Raw genomic sequence first — 17,222 nt, 5'->3', positions numbered from 1 at the left:
GCAGAGTGTTCACGCATTCCGTGGCCGGGTACCATCCCACAGCAACGGATCGGCCAAGGGCCCGGAGTAACTGCCGGGAACGCGGCGCAAAAGGTTCTGCGAGACTCTCCCCGCATGGAGGTGGCCCCCATGAGCAACCGCGACTTCTGAACCACCCTCGAATTGTCGCCCGTGACGCCCGCGAATGCCATTCATGATCTTGGGCGTACCCGGAGGTGGCACCTGGCGCTCATGACGGCCGAGGTCGCGGTTCCGCCCCGCCCACCCGGCGCCAGGCGAACGCCACCGGCACGGCCAGCAGCAGTCCCACCGCGCCCGCGAGCGCGATGGTCGCGTGCGCGGAACCCAGCGCCTGCGCGACCAGCCCGCCCACGCCGACGCCCACGCCCTGCGCGACCCGCAGCCCGGTCCGGTACAGGCCACCCGCACTGCCCCGGATGTCGTTCGGCACCCACGTGATGAACGTGGCCGACACCGTGATGACGTACGCGCCCGTCGCGCCGGCCAGCGCGAGCAGGATCAGCGCGAACGCCAGGTTCGGCCGCAGCGCGAACGCCGCCAGCGCGGCCAGCGGCAGCGCGGCGAGCACACCGAGCAGCTTGCGGCGGTGCTCGGTCGTGACGAACCGCGACAGCAGGAACGTCCCGGCCACGAAGCCCAGCGGGTCGGCGGCCAGCAGCCAGCCGACCGCCTGGTCGCCCGCGCCCAGCTGCGCGGCGAGCGGCGCCGCGAGGCCTTCCGGGATCACCGCCAGGCCGACGAGCCAGGACAGGTAGAGCAGCACCCGCAGCCGTTCGTCGCCGAAAACCTGCCGGACGGCGCCGAACCACGGGGCACCGCCGTTGCCCGCGGCGGGCCGGCGCAGCACCAGCAGCCGCACGGCGACGGCGGCCACCAGGAACGTCAGCGCGTCGATCGCCAGCGCCCACGAGGTCCCGATCGTGGTCACCAGCAGCCCGCCGGCCGCGAGGCCGGCCAGCATCGCGGTGTTGTTCGTGATCCCGCGCAGGTCCTGGCTCTGCAGGTAGACGTCGTCGTCGGCGAAGACCTCGCGGCCGAGCGCGTTCTGCGCGGCGTTGCCGGGCGCGTTCGCCAGCCTCGCGAGGACGAACAGCGCGAACAGCCAGCCCATCGGCATCCCGGGCAGGGCCATCAGCCCGATCAGCACGGCCTGCGCGAACGAGCCGGTCACCAGCACCGCGCGCCGGGGGAACCGGTCGGCGAGCTGGGACAGCCCGAGCCCGCCGGCGAGCGCGGGCAGGAACGTCAGGGAGTAGACGACGGCCGACAGCAGCGGCGACCCGGTCCGGTCGAAGGTGAGGATGGCCAGCGCGACGATGGTCAGCTGGTCACCGAGCATCGACTGCGTCTCGGCGAACCACAGCGCGCGGAACTCGCGGTTGGCCAGTACGGCCCGGAGCCGGGGTGTCGCGCGCGTTGTCACCTCGTCACCACCGTCCCCCGATCGAGTGAACATGAATCGTCGCATTGTGCCTCTCCGGTGACGATCCCGTCCGGGGGAGTCACGGTCTACCACCGGGAAGCACCCACAGTATGCCGCCGGTTACACCCCGATGTCCCCGGAATGCGCGCCAGTCACCCCCTCGTGACCGCCCCGCGGGTACGTCCGGACTGATCGATCCGGACTCGCTCGGCGCAGGGCGGCGGCCGCTCGTCGTCGCGCCGATGCCGCGTTGGACCGAATGGGCCAAGACTGGACAGTGAGCCGGCCGGGGTGGACGGGCGCTGCAGATCGGGGAGAGCGATGGACGGGTTGATGCAGGGCAAGGCGGTCGTGGTCACCGGCGCCGGCCGGGGCCTTGGCGAGGCGTTCGCGGTGCACATCGCCCGCGCGGGCGGGGCGGTGGTGGTCAACGACGTCGACGCCGAGCTGGCGGAGCGGACGACGGAGAACATCCGCGCGCACGGCGGCCGCGCCGTGGCGAGCGGGCACAGCGTGGCCGAGGCGGGCGAGGCGCAGGAGATCGTCGACCTGTGCGTCAAGGAGTTCGGCGGGATCGACGGGCTGGTCAACAACGCGGGGCTGAACTACGAGGCGTTGCCCTGGGAGGACGACGCCGAGCAGGCGCGGGAGCTCGTCGCGGTGAACGTCCTCGGCGTGGTGAACACCGGCCTGGCCGCGATCAAGGCGATGGTCGACGCGGGCACCGGCGGCTCGATCGTCAACATCTCCTCGGGTGCTTCGCTCGGGCAGCGCAAGCTCGGCGTGTACGCGGCGAGCAAGGGCGCGGTCGCGTCCCTGACCTACTCCTGGGCCCTCGACCTCGAGGACGTCGGGATCCGGGTCAACGCCGTCTGCCCGCTCGCGCACACGCGGATGGTGTGGAAGTCCGAACGCTCCCTGCGCGCCTGCCCGCCGGACCGCACGCCGTCGCGGATCGCGCCGGTCGTGCTGTTCCTGCTCGGCGACGGTTCGGACGGCATCACCGGCCAGATGATCCGGTGCAACGGCCCGCAGCTGCACGTCATGGGCCAGCCGTTCCTCAAGCAGCCGATCCTCGAGCGGCCGGTGTGGGACACCGAGACCGTGCAGAAGGCGTTCGACGAGGTCTTTTCCGCCCACCTGGAGAACTACGGCCTGGAGAAGCGCGTCCCGCCGCGGCTGCGCAAGTGGACGGAAACGACCTCGCCCCGGACCGCCTAGGCGCCCGCCGCGGGCTCGCGCACCGCCGCGTAGAGGGCCTCGATGTCGGCCGAATACCGGTCGTTGATGACCCGGCGCTTGAGCTTGAGCGTCGGGGTCAGCTCGCCGGATTCGGGCGTCCACGCCTTCGGCAGCACGTGGTAGCGCTTGATCTGCTCGATCCGCGCGAGCCTGCTGTTGGCCGACTCGACCGCGCGTTCCAGCTCGGCCCGCACCGCCGGGTGGTCCGCGAGGTTCTCCGGTGCGGCTTCGACGCCGTTCGCCGCGGCCCAGCCGGGCGCGATCTCGTCGTCGAGCACGATCAGCGCCGTCACGTACGGGCGGTCGTCGCCGATCGCGACGGCCTGGCCGATCAGCGGGTGCTCCTTGAGCAGGCCCTCGACGCGGGTCGGCGCGATGTTCTTGCCGCTCGAGGTGATGATCAGTTCCTTCTTGCGGTCGGTGATCGTCACGAAGCCGTCTTCGTCGATCGTGCCGATGTCGCCGGTGGCGTACCAGCCGTCGGCGTCGGTGGCGTCCTGGATCGTCCCGTCCTCCTGGAGGTACCCGAGGAACACGATCGGCCCGCGCACCAGCAGCTCGCCGTCCTCGGCGAGCTTCACCTCGACGCCGTCCAGCGGCTTGCCGACGGTGCCCGCGCGGAAGTCCGAGCCGGAGTTGGACGTCGCCGCGCCCGTCGTCTCGGACAGGCCCCAGACCTCGCAGATCTCGATGCCGAGCCCGGCCAGGAAGTAGATGATCTCCACCGGGATGGCGGCCGCGCCGCTGGAGGCGACGAGCACCTTGTCGAGCCCGAGCAGGGCGCGCACCGGCGCCAGCGCGGCTTCGTCGGCCTGCCGGATCTTCTCGGCCAGCTCCGCGGGCACCGGCTTCCCGGCGCTGCGCAGCTTGTAGCCCTGCTGCAGCAGCTCGTTCGCCTGCAGCAGGGCGGTGCGCCGGTCCTCCGGCACGCCGCCGAGCATGTTCTTCAACCCGGCGACCATCTTCTCCCACACCCGCGGGACGCCGAAGAAGCTCTGCGGGTGCACCTTGCCGAGCGCGCCGACGACCGCCGTCGGGTCGGCGAGGGTGTGCACGTGCCCCGCCCAGACGATCGGCAGGTAGATCGACAGTTCTCGTTCGGCGATGTGCGCGAGCGGCAGGTACGCGATGTTCGTCGCGTGCATCGGGGGGTGGTGCAGCTCGGTGACCGCGTACGCCTGGTGGATCGCGTTGCGGTGCGAGAGCACGACGCCCTTCGGGTCACCGGTGGTGCCGGAGGTGTAGATCATGGACAGCGGGTCGTCCGGCTTGATCTCCTGCCACGACCGCTCGAACACGTCCGGGTCAGCGGCAAGCGCTTCCCGGCCCTGGGCGCGCAGGTCGGCGAAGGAGAGGAAGCGGTTGTCGCCGCCGGGGATCGCGGTCTCGTCCATGACGACGACGTGCCGCAGCGCCGGGAGGTCGTCGAGCACCGGCCGCCAGCGCGCCAGCTCGTTCTCCCCGCCGAGCACCACGACCGGGGCCGCGCTGTGCCGCGCGACGAACCGGATCTGGTCCGGGCTGAGCGTGGCGTAGGCGGTGCAGGGGATCGCGGACAGGTGCGTCGCGGCGAGGTCGGCGACGATGTGGTCCGGGCAGCCGGGCGCCATGATCAGCATGCGGTCACCCGCGGCGAGCCCGAGCCCGGCCAGCCCACGGGAGACCTCGGCGATCGCGGTGCGGAACTCCGCCCACGTCAGCGTCGGCTGTCCTTCGAGGTCGAGCGAGGTGATCGCCGGCAGGTCCGGGTACTCGACCGCGTTGCGGTGCAGCAGCCGCGGGATCGTCTGGCCTTCGGTCTGCTCGGCGACGGACGGGGTGGTCAACGCTGGCCTCCTCGGTACTCCGGATGGCCACACTGTAGGGGCTCCCGGCGCAGGGGGATAGAGAATCGCGGCCACGTCAAACGGCACCGTCGAACCGGACAAAGCGGTCAGGTCCCCACGACCGTCCACTGTGCACACGGGCGTCCGCGCCGGAACCGCGCTTCAATGGGGGGACCGCTTCCACGAGGGGCGGCGGACTCCAGGGGGAACCGATGACGCGGTCGGCGCGCAAGCTGCTCGAAGAGATCCAGGCCGAACTCGCGCCGCGCGACGACGACAACCGGCTCGTGCCGCTGATCACCGCGGGCCGGGCCCCGCGCGCGGTGTTCGCCGCGCTCGCCGCCGAAGAGAAGCTGATCACGCTCAGCGACTGGCGGAGCTTCCACGCGCTGGCGGCCCGGGCCGACGAGCCCAACGCGCGCACCTTCTTCGGCGGGCTCGCGCCGGGCGAGCAGCAGGCGAACGGGATGCTCGACGCGTTGCTCGCGGCGACTGGTCCGGACCACGGGAAGGAACGCCCGCGCGCGGGCTGCCAGGTCTACCCGGCCTACGTGGCCTGGCTCGCGCTGAACGGCGAGTCGTCGGCCACGGCGGCGGGGATCTTCGCCAACTTCGCCGCCTTCGGCCGGTACTGCCGGGACGTCGCCGCCGGCATGCGCGAGCACTACGGCTTCACCGACGAGCAGTGCGCGTTCTTCGACTTCTTTGCTGCGGACGTCCCGGAAATAGAAGAACAAGCGCTCGCCGCGATCCAGGCCGGCCTCGACGCCCACCGGCTCGACGAACGCGAAGCGCACCGCTGTGCGCGGCTGTTCCAGAGCTACGAGCTGCTGTTCTGGAACACGCTGGCCGACGAGTTCTCGGGCTGAGCACCCGCCGCGGCCGCGGAACCGGTACCGGGCCACCGGAGGGTGATCGGCGGCCGCGGTTGCGGAATACCGGGAATTCCGGCTCCGTCTCCGGTGAATCCGCGGCCGTGTTCGCCAATCCTGCGCAATCCGCTTTCCTGCGGCTGTCTACTCCGGGACGAACGGGGTGCGCGGAGGGGTCGGCGCGGATCCGTGATGTTTGTCACCGAACGATTCAGTGCTGTCGTACGTAGAGGGGCCGGCCGGGATGCCCGGCTGAATCCGGGAGCGCTCCCAGCACTCACATCCGTGCATGGAACGAAAGTCGCCCTGCGACGAAGGTCACGACTTACGGTGGTGGACTTTCCAAGCGCAGGCAGCGAGTGTTGACGGGTCACCGTTCCAAGATCACGTTCTCGCCACGGACTTGACGCGCCCTGGAGGGCTGCCTAACGTCGTCGCGGGCGAAGCAGACCACGGTGATGTTGATCCGGCTGGTCGGAATCCGGGTGTTGAGCGCCTCGGGCGACCCGAAACCATGTACTGCCGGAAGGAAAACGGACCCAGGTGAAGCAGATTTCTCTTCGACGCAGCCGGGGATCCTCGATTCGGAAGCGCGTCCTCACGATCGCGCTCGTCCCCAGTGTCGCGCTGTTGCTGGTCGGTGTGGCCCTCGCGGGCTACCTCATCTACGACGCCGTCACCGGCCGGGACTACACGAACCGCATCCGGGGCTCGGAGGCCCCGTCGATCCCGTTCCTCGCCTCCCTGCAGCAGGAGCGCCAGGCCACGCTGACCCTGCTCGCGGGCCAGAGCAACCAGCGTGCCGTGCTCGCGGCCGTCCGGCCCAAGACGGACGAGAACGCCGCGAAGACGATCCAGTACCTCAAGGACAACTTCGCCGACTACGACGACACCCCGCCGAGCGTGCTGAAGAACATCACCACGTTCTTCGGGCTGTACCAGCAGCTGCCGCAGAACCGGCAGGCGATCGACGGCGGCCAGATGCAGATCAACCAGGCCTTCGTCTACTACAACAAGATGATCGACCAGTTCACCGACGGCGTGGCCGGGCTCGCGCAGAACGCGCGCGGTGCCCAGAACGCGTTCGACCGGCTGACCGCCATCCCGCTGTTCACCGCGGCCGACCAGATGCAGCGCAGTGACGCCCTCGCCGCCGCCGGGCTGGCCGCGGGCGGGCTGAGCAACGACGACTTCCGGACCTACGTCGGCCAGGTCGGCGCCTACCACGCCCAGCTCGACGCGTCGGCGCCGAAGCTGATCCCCGAGGTCAAGGCCAAGTACGACGAGCTGCTGGCCAGCCAGCCGTGGCAGACGGTGAACCAGGTCGAGACCACGTTCCTGCGCGGCGACCTGTCGAAGCTGCCGGTGCCGCAGGACCAGTGGCGCACCGCCGCCCGCCAGGTCGGTGCCGCGCTGATGGGCATCTTCATCCTGCAGAGCTCCAACGCGAGCCAGGCCGCGATCAACGACGCGGACTCGACGTTCACCGAGTCGCTGATCGCCGGCGTGGTCGCGGTCCTGTTCGCGGTCTTCGTGGTCTTCGTCGCCGTCCGGCTGTCGAACCGGCTCATCGGCCGCCTGCACCGGCTGCGCGAGGACACCCTCGACGCGGCCGAGGTCCGGCTGCCCGAGCTGGTCGCCCGGGTCCAGGCGGGCGAGCCCGTCGACCTCGAAGAGGGCGGTCACTTCCTCGACCACGGCACCGACGAGATCGGCCAGGTCGCCGACGCCTTCAACAAGGCGCAGCAGACCGCCATCGCGGCCGCCATCGAGGAGGCGAAGACCAAGGAGGGCACCAAGGCGGTGTTCCTCAACATCGCCCACCGCAGCCAGGTCATCGTGCACCGCCAGCTCAAGGTGCTCGACCAGGCCGAGCGCAAGCAGGAGGACCCGGAGCAACTGGACACGCTGTTCCAGCTCGACCACCTCTCCACCCGCGCCCGGCGCAACGCGGAGAACCTGATCATCCTCGGCGGCGGGCAGCCGGGCCGGCAGTGGCGCAACCCGGTCGGGCTGGCCGAGCTGGTCCGCGGCGCGTCCGCCGAGACCGAGGACTTCGCCAGGGTCAAGACGGCGGTGCTGCCGCAGATCGCCATCCGCGGCCCGGTCGTCGGCGACCTCGTGCACCTGCTCGCCGAGCTGATCGACAACGCGACGGCGTTCTCGCCGCCGCAGTCGCGGGTCGAGATCCGCGGCAACGTGGTCGGCAAGGGTGTCGTGATCGAGGTCGAAGACCAGGGCCTCGGCCTCGAGCCGGACCAGACCGAAGAGATCAACACGATGCTGGCCGCCCCGCCGGACTTCGGGATCATGGCGCTGTCGGACGAACCCCGCCTCGGCCTGTTCGTGGTCGCGCGGCTGGCCGCGCGGCACGGCATCCAGGTGCACCTGCGGGAGTCGGCCTACGGCGGCACCCGGGCCATCGTCCTGGTGCGCACCGACCTGCTCGCCCCGCTCACCGAAACCGAGCCGGAACAGCCGATCACCCCGCCGAAGCCGGAGCTCGTCCCCAACCCGGCCGAGCCGGAGACGATGGCCAACAACGAGGTCGCGCCGCTCAAGCGGCCGGTCCGCCGTCCGGCCCGGCACCGCACCGAGCCGCCTGCCCCGGCCACGGCTCCCGCGGCCGTGACCTCGTCGCCCACGGCGGTCCCGCCGGTCACCGTCCCGCCGCCGGCTCCGGACCGGTCGCCGTCCACACCGCCGCCGGCCGCCCAGCCGCCGTCGGTGCCGACGCCGGTCCCGGTCGGGTCCGTGTCGGAGCCGGTCAGCCAGCCGACCCAGGCCCAGCCGGTGGCCTCAGTCCGGCCGCCCGCCCCGCCCGCCCGGTCCTCGCGCCCGGCACGGCCGGCCGCGCAGCAGCCGGTGTGGCCGCCGCAGGAGCCGCGGGCCGCGGCGACGCCCGAAAGCCGCCCGCAGCAGCCGCGCCGCCCGGAGGCGCCCGGCCGCCCGCCGCTGCCGCAGCGGCGACGCCAGCAGAGCCTCGTCCCGCAGTTGCGGGAAGACAAGCCCGCGACCGCGGAACGCGAAGAGGTCCGGCTGGATTCCCCGGAGGTTGCCCGCAGCAGGCTCTCCGCCTTCCAGCAGGGCACCCGGCGGGCCCGAGACGAAGAGTTTCCCGAGAACGACGACAGGTACGGAGAGCGCGAGTAATGGTCAACTCAGGCGCCCACGAGCTCGACTGGCTGCTGGACGACCTCGTCAAGCGGGTCGCCGGGGCGGACCGGGCGGTGGTGCTGTCCTCGGACGGCCTGCTCATCGGGAGGTCGGGCAACCTTTCCGAGGAGGACGCCGAACACCTGTCCGCGGTGGCTTCGGCGTTCCAGAGCCTGGCCCGCGGCACCGGACGGCACTTCGGCGGCGGCAACGTCCGCCAGACGATGGTCGAGATGGACCACGCGTTCCTGTTCGTGACGGCGGCCGGGCGGGGCGCCTGCCTCGCCCTGCTGGCCCGCGAAGACGCCGACATGGGGCTGGTCGCGTACGAGATGAACCTGATGGTGAAGCGGGTCGGCCAGGTCCTCACCTCGGCTCCGCGGACCGGCGCCGGCGCTCAGCCCACCGCACCATGAGCGCACGGCACGAAGCCTGGTTCGACGACGAGGCCGGCCCACTGGTCCGGTCGTACGCGGTCACGGGCGGCCGCACCCGGTCGGACACGCTCGGGCTCGACCTCATCACGCTCGTGGTCGCCCTGCGCACCGCGCACGAAGCGGGCATGCTCGAACCGGAGTACGCGCGGATCATCGCCCTGTGCCAGCGGCCGGTCTCGGTGGCCGAGGTGGCCGCCAGGGTCGACCTCCCGCTGCCCGTGGTGAAGGTGATGCTGAGCGACCTCATCGAGCAGAACCTGGTGCTGTTCCGTACCGCGGCACCGGCCCAGGAATCCCCCAACCGACACGTATTGCAGGCGGTCCTTGATGGCATCCGGAAACTCTGACCCCCGGCGGAACCTGACCGCGACCGCGGTCAAGGTACTCATCGCCGGCGGGTTCGGGGTCGGCAAGACCACGATGGTCGGTTCGGTGAGCGAAGTGCCGCCACTGCGGACCGAGGAGGTCATCACCACCGCGTCCGAGGGTGTCGACGACCTGTCCGGCGTCGAGCAGAAGACCACCACGACGGTCGCGCTCGACTTCGGCCGCATCACGATCAACCCGGACCTGATCCTCTACCTGTTCGGCACGCCGGGGCAGGACCGGTTCTGGTTCATGTGGGACGAGCTGGCGGAGGGCGCGCTCGGCGCCGTCGTGCTGGCCGACACGCGGCGGCTCGACAGCTGCTTCGCCGCGGTGGACTTCTTCGAGCGCCGCAACCTGCCGTTCGTCGTCGGCGTGAACTGCTTCGACGGCGCGTACCGCTACGGCACGGAGGAGGTCCGGCAGGCGCTCGACGTCGGCATGGACGTCCCGCTGCTGCTGTGCGACGCCCGTGAGCGCGATTCGACGAAGCAGGTGCTGACCAGCCTGATGGAACACGTGATGGCGCGGTCCGACCTCGCGGCCGCCCAGGGCGGCTACTGATGAACCTCATTCTGGTTAGGCCGGCGCTACGGGTCGCAACGCGCCGCAAGTAGTGACCGTTGCGCCGGACGACGGCTGAATGAGGTTCACAGGACCGCGCGCCCCGCCCCTCAGCGCTTGATCAGGTTGTCGAGCGCGAGGCGGCCGGGGCCGATCGCGGCGAACAGCAGGAAGATCCACGAGTACACCGCGGCGGGCTCGCCCATGTTCTGCAGCGGCAGCAGGCCCATCGGGGCGTGCACGGTGAAGTAGGCGTACGCCATCACGCCGGAGAGCAGGATCGCGGCCGGCCTGCTCGCGAGCCCGACGAGCAGCAGCACGGCGCCGACGAGTTCGAAGACGCTGCCCCACCAGCCGGGGAACGAGCCGAACGGGACGCCGCCGCCTTGGCCGTCGATGCCGCCGAAGAGCCCGAATCCCTGCAGGCCGTGGAAGCCGAACAGGAACGAGATCACGATCCGGCTCGCGCCGATCACGAGGCCGGTGACCTGGGTCTTGGCCGGGGCGGTGGTGCGGGTTTCGCGGGCGATGGTGGCGGTCATGGTGGGTTCCTTCCCTGGGGTTTCCTTGATTTCCGGCTACGCTGCCTTCTGCCTACGCGTCGATCGGGCCCCGGCCGGTTTCGACACCCTCGCGGAAAAATCTTGGAAGAGTTTCGGGAGACTGTCTCCATGGCGGGCAAACAGAGTGCCGGGCTCCTGCTCTACCGCGGCCGCGGCGAAGTCGTCGAAGTGCTGCTCGGGCACATGGGCGGGCCGTTCTGGGCGAAGAAGGACGCGGCCGCGTGGTCGCTGCCCAAGGGCGAGCTCGACCCGGACGAGTCCCCCGAGAAGGCGGCCCGGCGGGAGTTCGAGGAGGAGCTGGGCCTGCCCGCGCCCGACGGCGAGTACGTCGAGCTGGGCGTGGTGAAGCAGTCGGGCGGCAAGGTCGTCACGGCGTGGGCGGTCGAGGCCGACCTCGACCCGGCCGCGGTGGTGCCCGGGACGTTCACGATGGAGTGGCCGCCGCGCTCGGGCCGTCAGCAGGAGTTCCCCGAGGTGGACCGGGTGGCCTGGTTCTCGCTGCGGGACGCCCGCGAGAAGCTGGTCAAGGGCCAGCTGCCCTTCCTGGACCGGCTCCTGGCGCTGGTCAGCGGCTGAGCAGGGCCTCGAGCGGCTTGGCGGTGAACGACGGCAGCACGACGTCCGCCTGCCCGAAGTCGAGGCTCCGGGTGATCGCGTTCGGCACGGCGACACAGGTCAGCCCGGCGGCCTTGGCCGAGGTGACGCCGTGCGGGGTGTCCTCGAAGGCGATGGCCTCCGCGGCCGCTGTTCCGAGTGCGTCGAGGGCGGCGAGGTAGAGGTCGGGGTCGGGCTTGGCTTTGTGCAGGTCCCCGGTGAGGACGGCGTCGAAGTAGCCGTCGATGCCGAGCCGTTCGAGGTGCGGGTTCACCCACGCCCCGGACGAACTGGAGGCGACGGCCAGCTTGAGGCCGTTCTCGCGCGCGGTTTCGAGGTAGCCGAGGACGCCTTCGCGCGGGCCGAGGTCCTCGAGCAGCCGGAGGACGTGCGCCCGGGTCCTGGGCCGCAGCGCTTCCGGGTCGATCCCGGGCACGCGCTCGGCGAGCAGGGCGAACATGGCGGGCGTGGTGCGCTGGGTGCCGATGACGGCGTACCAGGCATCCAGCGGCAGTTCGGTGCCGTGTTCCCGGAAGACGGCCTGCCAGGACTGCAGGACGGCGGACTCGGTGTCGGCGAGCGTGCCGTCGAAGTCGAAGACCAGGGCGCGGGTGGGCACGCCTGCACCCTGCCCGCTCGGTGATCGTTCAGGCAAGGGAGTTGTGACGAGCCCGAAAGACCGCCATGGCCGCTTCGCCACGCAGTGCGAAGACTACCTCTTCGACGGAGCCGGGCTCGGCGGCGGAGACGGTGGTGAGCGCGATCTCCGCGGCCGATTCGAGGGGCCAGCGGTAGATGCCGGTGGAGATGGCGGGGAACGCGACGGTCCGGGCGCCCAGGTCCCGCGCCACCCGCAGCGCGTTGCGGTGGCAGTCGGCGAGGAGTGCCGAGCGGTCTTCGGTGGCCGACCACACCGGGCCGACGGTGTGCACGACCCACTTCGCGGGCAGGTTCCCGGCGGTGGTGGCAAGGGCCTGGCCGGTCTTCAGGCCCTTGCCGTAGTGCCCGGCCCGCAGTTCCCGGCACGCGGCGAGGATCTCGGGGCCACCCTTGCGGTGGATGGCCCCGTCGACCCCGCCGCCGCCGAGCAGCGAGGAGTTGGCCGCGTTGACGACGACGTCGACCTCGAGTGTGGTGATGTCGGCGTCGAGGATCCGGATGCGCATGGTGCCATTGTCCGGCCGCCTACGGGTGGACGGTCAGCCGGTACAGGCGCTCGCCGATCTTGTAGTACAGGTCGCCGAACCGGTCTGCCGTCAGGTCCTCCAGGCCCGGCTTGGTCAGCAGCACCGTGACCGCCTTCGTCACCTTGTCGATCCGGAAGATCCGGTCGCCCTGGGTGCCGTACACGTGGTCCGGGTCCTTCGCCACCGTGAGCAGCACGCCGTCTCGCCAGGCCATCGTCGACTTCGCGTCGTAGTCCGGGTCCGCGAACAGGTGTTGCGTCTTCATCGCCGACGGCGCTGCCGGGTCGAACGTGAGCAGGGAGCCACCGGCCAGGCCCCACACCCGGCCGTCCACCTCGGTCAGCGCGGTGATCGCCCTGGTCGAAGGCAGCGGGTAGCGCGTCACCGCGCCGTTCGCCGGGTCGTAGGAGAACACCTCGGCCGAGGCGCCCGGCGCGAACACCGGGTTGACGCCCAGCGCGCCCCGGGTCGACGTGCCGCCGAAGACCTTGCCGCCCGCGTAGGCCAGGGAAACCACCGCCTGGTCCGGGACGACGCAGAGGGTCCGGCCCGGCGTGCCCTCCTTCGAGATGCTCAGCGCGCCGCTGCGCTTGCCGTACTTCGGAACCGTTCCCATGTAGACGGTGCCGTCGGGGGCTCCGGCCAGCGCGTACGGGCGGTCCTGCGGCGGCGGGCCTTCGCCCGCGCGGCAGTCGGCGGCCTTGTCACCCGCGGCGCCGCCGGTGTACTGCAGCTTCGGCGGCCACTCGCCACCCGGGGTGTAGCTGTACAGCCTGGCCGAGGGGTAGACGCCGATGTAGAGCTTCCCGTCGTGGGCCAGCAGGCTGTCGGTCTGGTTGAGCCCGGTGCGGGTCTTCGTGTCCGGGTGGTTGCCGTCCGCGTCGCCGTGCTGCGGGTCGTACACGCCGGTGCCGCCGGTGAGGTAGCCGCCGGTGTAGATCTTGCCGTCCGGGCCGGTGCCGAGCGCGTTGATCGCGGCCGGCAGCACCGGCGTGCCGGTGACGAGCCGGGTGCTCGACGTGCCGGTCGCCGGGTCGAACTTGAAGATCCGGGTGCCGTCCGGTCCCGCGCCGAGGCCGGCGAGCGTGCCGTTTTCCCAGCTGTAGCCGGTGACGTCGAGGTCGGGCCGGACGGTCGTCGCCCGCACGGCCTTCGTCGCGATGTCGTAGGACTGCAGCAGCCCGTCCTTGACGAACCAGACCTTGCCGTCCGCGGCCGGGGAGTGGTGCAGGTCCGTGTCGGTGATCGCCGCGTCCACCACCGAGCGGTACGAGCCGTCGGCGTTCTTGACGACCTGCAGCACGAGCAGCGTCCGGTCGAGCCAGGCGAACAGCCGGCCGCCGGTCCAGGTCAGCCCGCCCACCATGGAGCTGTGCCCGTACTCGGCGGGCAGGAGGCTGTCGGTCCGCCCGGTGACGTTGTCGTAGCGCACCAGCGAAGCGTTCGTCCCCGTGCCGAGGTAGGTCGCGTTGGCGGCCGGGTCGTGGGCGATGCTGCGCACGTACTCCGCCCCGGCGACGATCGGCGTGGAGCCGATGGTCGTGAACGTGCCGTTGTCGTACTTGAAGTAGCGGCCGTTGTTGTAGGTGCCGCCGTAGACCTTGCCGTTCGCGCCGGCTTCGAGGTCCCAGATGAAGGAGTACCCGCTTTCGGCGCGGCCGAGGTCGGTCAGCGTGGTGGTGCCCGGTACGTGGCGGTACAGCTTCGAGTTCGGATAGGTGCCCAGGTAGACGCTGCCGTCGGTGGCCGTGGTGGCGGCCCAGCCGCCGACCGTCGGGGTGTCGGTGGTGTCCGGGAAGGTGAGCTTCGAGGTGACCTTCTCGGTGGCGACGTCGATGACCGCCAGCTGCGGGTTGCTGTCGGCGGTGCCGGTGTAGACCGCGTAGGCCTTGCCGCCGGCGAAGGTGGTGGCGTTGGGGACACTGCTTTCCAGCTGGACGCCGAGGTCCGTGTCGTCCTGGCCGAGCACCACCTCGTCCCAGTACGCCGTGCCGACGTTGCCGACGCCCGAGTAGACGAGCGCGGAGACGCTGGCGGTGCCGGCGGGCGCCGCTCCCGAGGCGGTGGCGGTGTTCCACTTCCGGCCGGAGACCGGACCGCCGGTCACGCTGCCTAGCAGCTGCCCGGACGCGTCGCGGAACCGCAGGTACAGGTCGGCCGCGCCGCTCTCGGTCCAGACCTGGGCGTAGGCGGTGTACCGGACGCCGGCGGTGGCGGGCAGCCCCGGCTGGTTCTCCCGGCCGTAGGCGTTGTCCGGGGACGTGTCGTCCACGCGCGCCGCGGTGCGGCCGTCCCACGTCACGGCGGTGAACCCGCCGGGGCTGTGCGACCCGCTCCACCCGGTCAGCCCCTGGTCGAACCCGCCGTTGGCGATCCGCAGGTCGGCTGCCCCCGCCTGGGTGGGCACCGCGAGCAGCCCGGTGGCCAGCGCGGCGGAGAGTGCGGTGCACAGCAGACGTCTCATGGCGGCGACGATCGGGCGCGGCCGTACAAAACGGGTACAAGCGCCACTCAGGCGAGGAAGAACTCCTTCAGCACTGGCGCCAAAGCCGGGGCCTTCACGATGTGCGTCTGGCCCGGCAGCGTCCGGTACTCTGCCGACGGCAGCACCTTCGCCAGCGACGCCACGCCGTTGCGCATCCAGTCCGGGCTGCGGCCTCCGTCGATCACCAGTGCCGGGACCTTCACCTCCGGCCACGCCGCCGGCAGGGGCTCGCCGGCCTGGTGGTCGATCACCATCGCCGTGTCGTACGGGATCGTGTGGGCCACCCGCTTGAGCTTCGACCAGAACGGCATGATCCGCATCATCGCCACCGTCGCGCCGCTCAGGCCCACGCCTTCGGTCATGAACATCTTGACCGCCTTGCCGCGCTTGCCCTCCTTCAGCGCCTGGTCGAGCCGGGTCGCGTAATCGGCCGGGACGCGGGGGCGGGTGCTGTCGACGATGAACGGTGGCTCGTACACCGCCAGTTTCGGGACGGGGAGGCTGCGCGCCGCTTCGAGGGCCAGGGCGGCGCCGGAGGAAATGCCGAACAGGAACGCCTCGCCGCCCGCCTCCTTGATGAGCGCCGCGACGTCCTCGACCTCGCGCTCGACCGTGTACGGCCCGGTGTCGCCGCTTTCGCCCCGGCCGCGGCGGTCGTAGGTGTACACGGTGACGTGCGCGGCCAGCTCCTTCGCCAGCGCGTCGTTGGGGGACGAGCCGCGGTAGCACATCGCGCCGTCCACGAGGACGAGCGCGGGACCGGACCCCGCGCGGGTGTAGGCGATCTCGGTGCCGTCGGCAGAGGTGGTCGTCGTCATGGCAACCAGCCTGACTCCGACGCTTCGATCTGTCAAGACAAAAAAAGTTGTCGGTAGTGCCTCTCCAAGGCGATCGATCGGGAACGTCAGGCCGAACGCAAGGTCAGGAGCGTGATCTCGCTGGGTGCGAAGATCCGGAACGGCGGGCCCCAGAACCCCGTGCCGCGGCTGTTGTACAGCTGCGTCTCGCCGTGCCGGGTCAGGCCGGACAGCGTCGGCTGGTCGAACCGCACCAGGAGGTGGAACGGCCAGATCTGGCCGCCGTGCGTGTGCCCGGAGATCTGCAGGTCCACACCGGCCTCGCGGGCCTCGCGGACCTGCTTCGGCTGGTGCGCCAGCAGTACCACCGGCACGCCGGCGGGGCGGTCGGCCAGCGCCGCGGCCAGGTCGGGGCCGTGGCCGGGCAGCCCGGACGCCGCGCCGGTCGGGTCGTCGATGCCGGCGAAGAGGATCCGGTCGCCGTCGCGCTCGAGCAGCGTCGAACGGTTGTGCAGGGTGTCCCAGCCGAGCCCTTCCATGTGGTCGAGCCACGCCTGGGCCTCGCCGAAGTACTCGTGGTTGCCGGTGATGTAGAACCGCCCGAGCCCGGCCTGGACGCCGCCGAGCGGGTCGACCTGCTTGCGGCGCTTGGCCACCGCGCCGTCGGCGAGGTCACCGGCGTGGCAGACGACGTCCGCCTCGAGCGCGTTGACCGCCGCGACGACGTCCTCCGACCACTTCGTCCGGTCGATCGGCCCGAAGTGGGTGTCGGTCAGCACCGCGACGCGCAGGCCGTCGAGCCCCGGCCCGAGCCGCGGGATGGCGACGTCGACCGCCTTCACCGGCGGCACCCGCATGGCGACGCGATGGCCGTGCACGAGCAGCCCGGTGGCGATCAGCGCCGTCGCGCCCGCGACGATCCGCGACCGCGCCGGGTCGTCGACGCCGAGCAGCGCGACCCGCAGCACCAGGCTCAGGATCGACCAGCTGAACAGCACCCAGATCACCGCGAGCAGCGAGTCGCCGAGGCGGGCGGCGCTGTCGCTCTGGTGCCGGGAATGGCCGCGGAACATCGCGACCGGCATCGTGACCAGGCCCGACACCAGCACGACGGTGCCGGCGATCGTGCCGGCGAGGCCCCACTCCGGAGCCAGGACGAGCGTCCACCACGGCACGCCGAACAGCAGGAGCATGGCCAGGATCGGCACGATGACGAGTTGCCCTCTCATCGAACCAGGTTACAGCCCATCGGGCTGTTAGCGTTTTCGCTACTCTGGTGGTGGAAGGAAGGGGACGCCGTGCACACGTTGCTGGAGCTGGCGTTCCCCGCGTTGACCAGCCCGACCGCGCTGGTCGCCTTCGCCTCCCTCGCCGCCGCGAGCCTCTTGGTCGTCCTGCTGGTCGGCAGCACCCACCGCGCCGAGCTCGCGCTGTGGTCGGCGCCGGTGCGCAGCCGCGCGACGGCGTTGCGCCGCCGGGCCCGGCGCGCCGAGTCGATCCGGCTCCGCGACCCGGGCCGACCGGGCCGAAGCCGCCCACGAGCACCCGGTTCCCGCAGCACGGCTGCGTAGGAACCACTTCAGCGCAGCCATTCCGCTCACCCCACCCCTTCCACTCATGGCTCCCCTTTATGTCAAGGGGCGATCCTGGCGGGGGTAGGCTGGGCGGCGGCAGGTTCGGGTTGTGGCT

Annotated in this window: 16 protein-coding genes; 8 read left to right on the top strand and 8 right to left on the bottom strand. The window is 71.3% G+C overall.

Translation table 11 applies throughout. The features are described 5' to 3' along the window. Positions 1-229 precede the first annotated feature (229 nt). Positions 230-1,477 (bottom strand): MFS transporter, encoded by a 1,248-nt coding sequence (locus ACFVYA_RS28385; RefSeq protein ID WP_285985838.1) that lies wholly within the window; start codon positions 1,475-1,477, stop codon positions 230-232. 288 nt (positions 1,478-1,765) lie between these two features. Here ACFVYA_RS28385 and ACFVYA_RS28380 point away from each other — a divergent pair, with 288 nt between their 5' ends. Then, a complete protein-coding gene (locus ACFVYA_RS28380; RefSeq protein WP_387049288.1) occupies positions 1,766-2,665 on the top strand; it encodes an SDR family NAD(P)-dependent oxidoreductase in 900 nt (299 codons plus the stop codon). Here ACFVYA_RS28380 and ACFVYA_RS28375 read toward each other — a convergent pair. Continuing rightward, a complete protein-coding gene (locus tag ACFVYA_RS28375; protein ID WP_387049286.1) occupies positions 2,662-4,512 on the bottom strand; it encodes an AMP-dependent synthetase/ligase in 1,851 nt (616 codons plus the stop codon). The two genes, ACFVYA_RS28380 and ACFVYA_RS28375, sit on opposite strands and share 4 nt — an antisense overlap. 212 nt (positions 4,513-4,724) lie before the next feature. On the opposite strand from ACFVYA_RS28375, the gene ACFVYA_RS28370 reads away from it, so the two are divergent. The 5 genes from ACFVYA_RS28370 (at position 4,725) to ACFVYA_RS28350 (ending at position 9,907) form a co-directional block, all read left to right on the top strand. After that, the gene (locus ACFVYA_RS28370; protein ID WP_387049284.1) at positions 4,725-5,381 is read left to right on the top strand and encodes a transcriptional regulator; all 657 of its coding nucleotides are present in this window, start codon (positions 4,725-4,727) and stop codon (positions 5,379-5,381) included. A 546-nt stretch (positions 5,382-5,927) separates the two neighbouring features. Continuing rightward, complete coding sequence (locus tag ACFVYA_RS28365; protein ID WP_387049282.1) at positions 5,928-8,537, top strand: nitrate- and nitrite sensing domain-containing protein; 2,610 nt, start codon at positions 5,928-5,930, stop codon at positions 8,535-8,537. Then, the gene (locus tag ACFVYA_RS28360; RefSeq protein WP_387049280.1) at positions 8,537-8,956 is read left to right on the top strand and encodes a roadblock/LC7 domain-containing protein; all 420 of its coding nucleotides are present in this window, start codon (positions 8,537-8,539) and stop codon (positions 8,954-8,956) included. Before ACFVYA_RS28365 ends, ACFVYA_RS28360 begins: the two co-directional genes overlap by 1 nt. Further along, entirely contained in the window at positions 8,953-9,324 is a 372-nt protein-coding gene (locus ACFVYA_RS28355) for a DUF742 domain-containing protein (RefSeq protein WP_020640886.1), read from the top strand. Before ACFVYA_RS28360 ends, ACFVYA_RS28355 begins: the two co-directional genes overlap by 4 nt. Then, entirely contained in the window at positions 9,305-9,907 is a 603-nt protein-coding gene (locus ACFVYA_RS28350) for an ATP/GTP-binding protein (RefSeq protein WP_103344348.1), read from the top strand. Before ACFVYA_RS28355 ends, ACFVYA_RS28350 begins: the two co-directional genes overlap by 20 nt. A 110-nt stretch (positions 9,908-10,017) precedes the next feature. On the opposite strand, the gene ACFVYA_RS28345 is transcribed toward ACFVYA_RS28350, so the two are convergent. Continuing rightward, on the bottom strand, positions 10,018-10,449 hold the full coding sequence (locus ACFVYA_RS28345) for a DoxX family protein (RefSeq protein WP_285985833.1): 432 nt from the start codon (positions 10,447-10,449) through the stop codon (positions 10,018-10,020). A gap of 129 nt (positions 10,450-10,578) precedes the next feature. On the opposite strand from ACFVYA_RS28345, the gene ACFVYA_RS28340 reads away from it, so the two are divergent. Further along, positions 10,579-11,046, top strand: coding sequence for an NUDIX domain-containing protein (locus ACFVYA_RS28340; protein ID WP_387049277.1), 468 nt, complete (start codon positions 10,579-10,581; stop codon positions 11,044-11,046). Here the strand turns inward: ACFVYA_RS28340 and ACFVYA_RS28335 are convergent. From ACFVYA_RS28335 to ACFVYA_RS28315, 5 genes are all read right to left on the bottom strand, one after another. Then, entirely contained in the window at positions 11,036-11,683 is a 648-nt protein-coding gene (locus ACFVYA_RS28335) for an HAD family hydrolase (RefSeq protein ID WP_387049275.1), read from the bottom strand. The genes ACFVYA_RS28340 and ACFVYA_RS28335 overlap by 11 nt on opposite strands. Before the next feature lie 28 nt (positions 11,684-11,711). After that, complete coding sequence (locus ACFVYA_RS28330) at positions 11,712-12,230, bottom strand: O-acetyl-ADP-ribose deacetylase (protein WP_387049274.1); 519 nt, start codon at positions 12,228-12,230, stop codon at positions 11,712-11,714. Positions 12,231-12,249: 19 nt separating this feature from the next. Further along, positions 12,250-14,715, bottom strand: coding sequence for a hypothetical protein (locus ACFVYA_RS28325; protein WP_387049272.1), 2,466 nt, complete (start codon positions 14,713-14,715; stop codon positions 12,250-12,252). A 47-nt stretch (positions 14,716-14,762) separates the two neighbouring features. Further along, positions 14,763-15,554: an alpha/beta fold hydrolase gene (locus tag ACFVYA_RS28320; protein WP_387049270.1), complete on the bottom strand. Its 792-nt coding sequence runs from the start codon at positions 15,552-15,554 to the stop codon at positions 14,763-14,765. Positions 15,555-15,640: 86 nt separating this feature from the next. After that, positions 15,641-16,762, bottom strand: coding sequence for a metallophosphoesterase (locus tag ACFVYA_RS28315; RefSeq protein ID WP_387049268.1), 1,122 nt, complete (start codon positions 16,760-16,762; stop codon positions 15,641-15,643). A 69-nt stretch (positions 16,763-16,831) separates the two neighbouring features. Here ACFVYA_RS28315 and ACFVYA_RS28310 point away from each other — a divergent pair, with 69 nt between their 5' ends. After that, positions 16,832-17,104 carry a DUF6412 domain-containing protein gene (locus tag ACFVYA_RS28310; RefSeq protein WP_387049267.1) on the top strand — a complete coding sequence of 91 codons (273 nt, stop codon included), beginning with the start codon at positions 16,832-16,834 and terminating at the stop codon, positions 17,102-17,104. The last annotated feature ends 118 nt before the right edge of the window (positions 17,105-17,222 follow it).

Source organism: Amycolatopsis sp. NPDC058278 (assembly GCF_042881395.1).
Classification (GTDB): Bacteria; Actinomycetota; Actinomycetes; order Mycobacteriales; family Pseudonocardiaceae; genus Amycolatopsis.
Note: the sequence above shows the minus strand (reverse complement) of the source record. Positions and strands in the feature narration are given on the sequence as shown.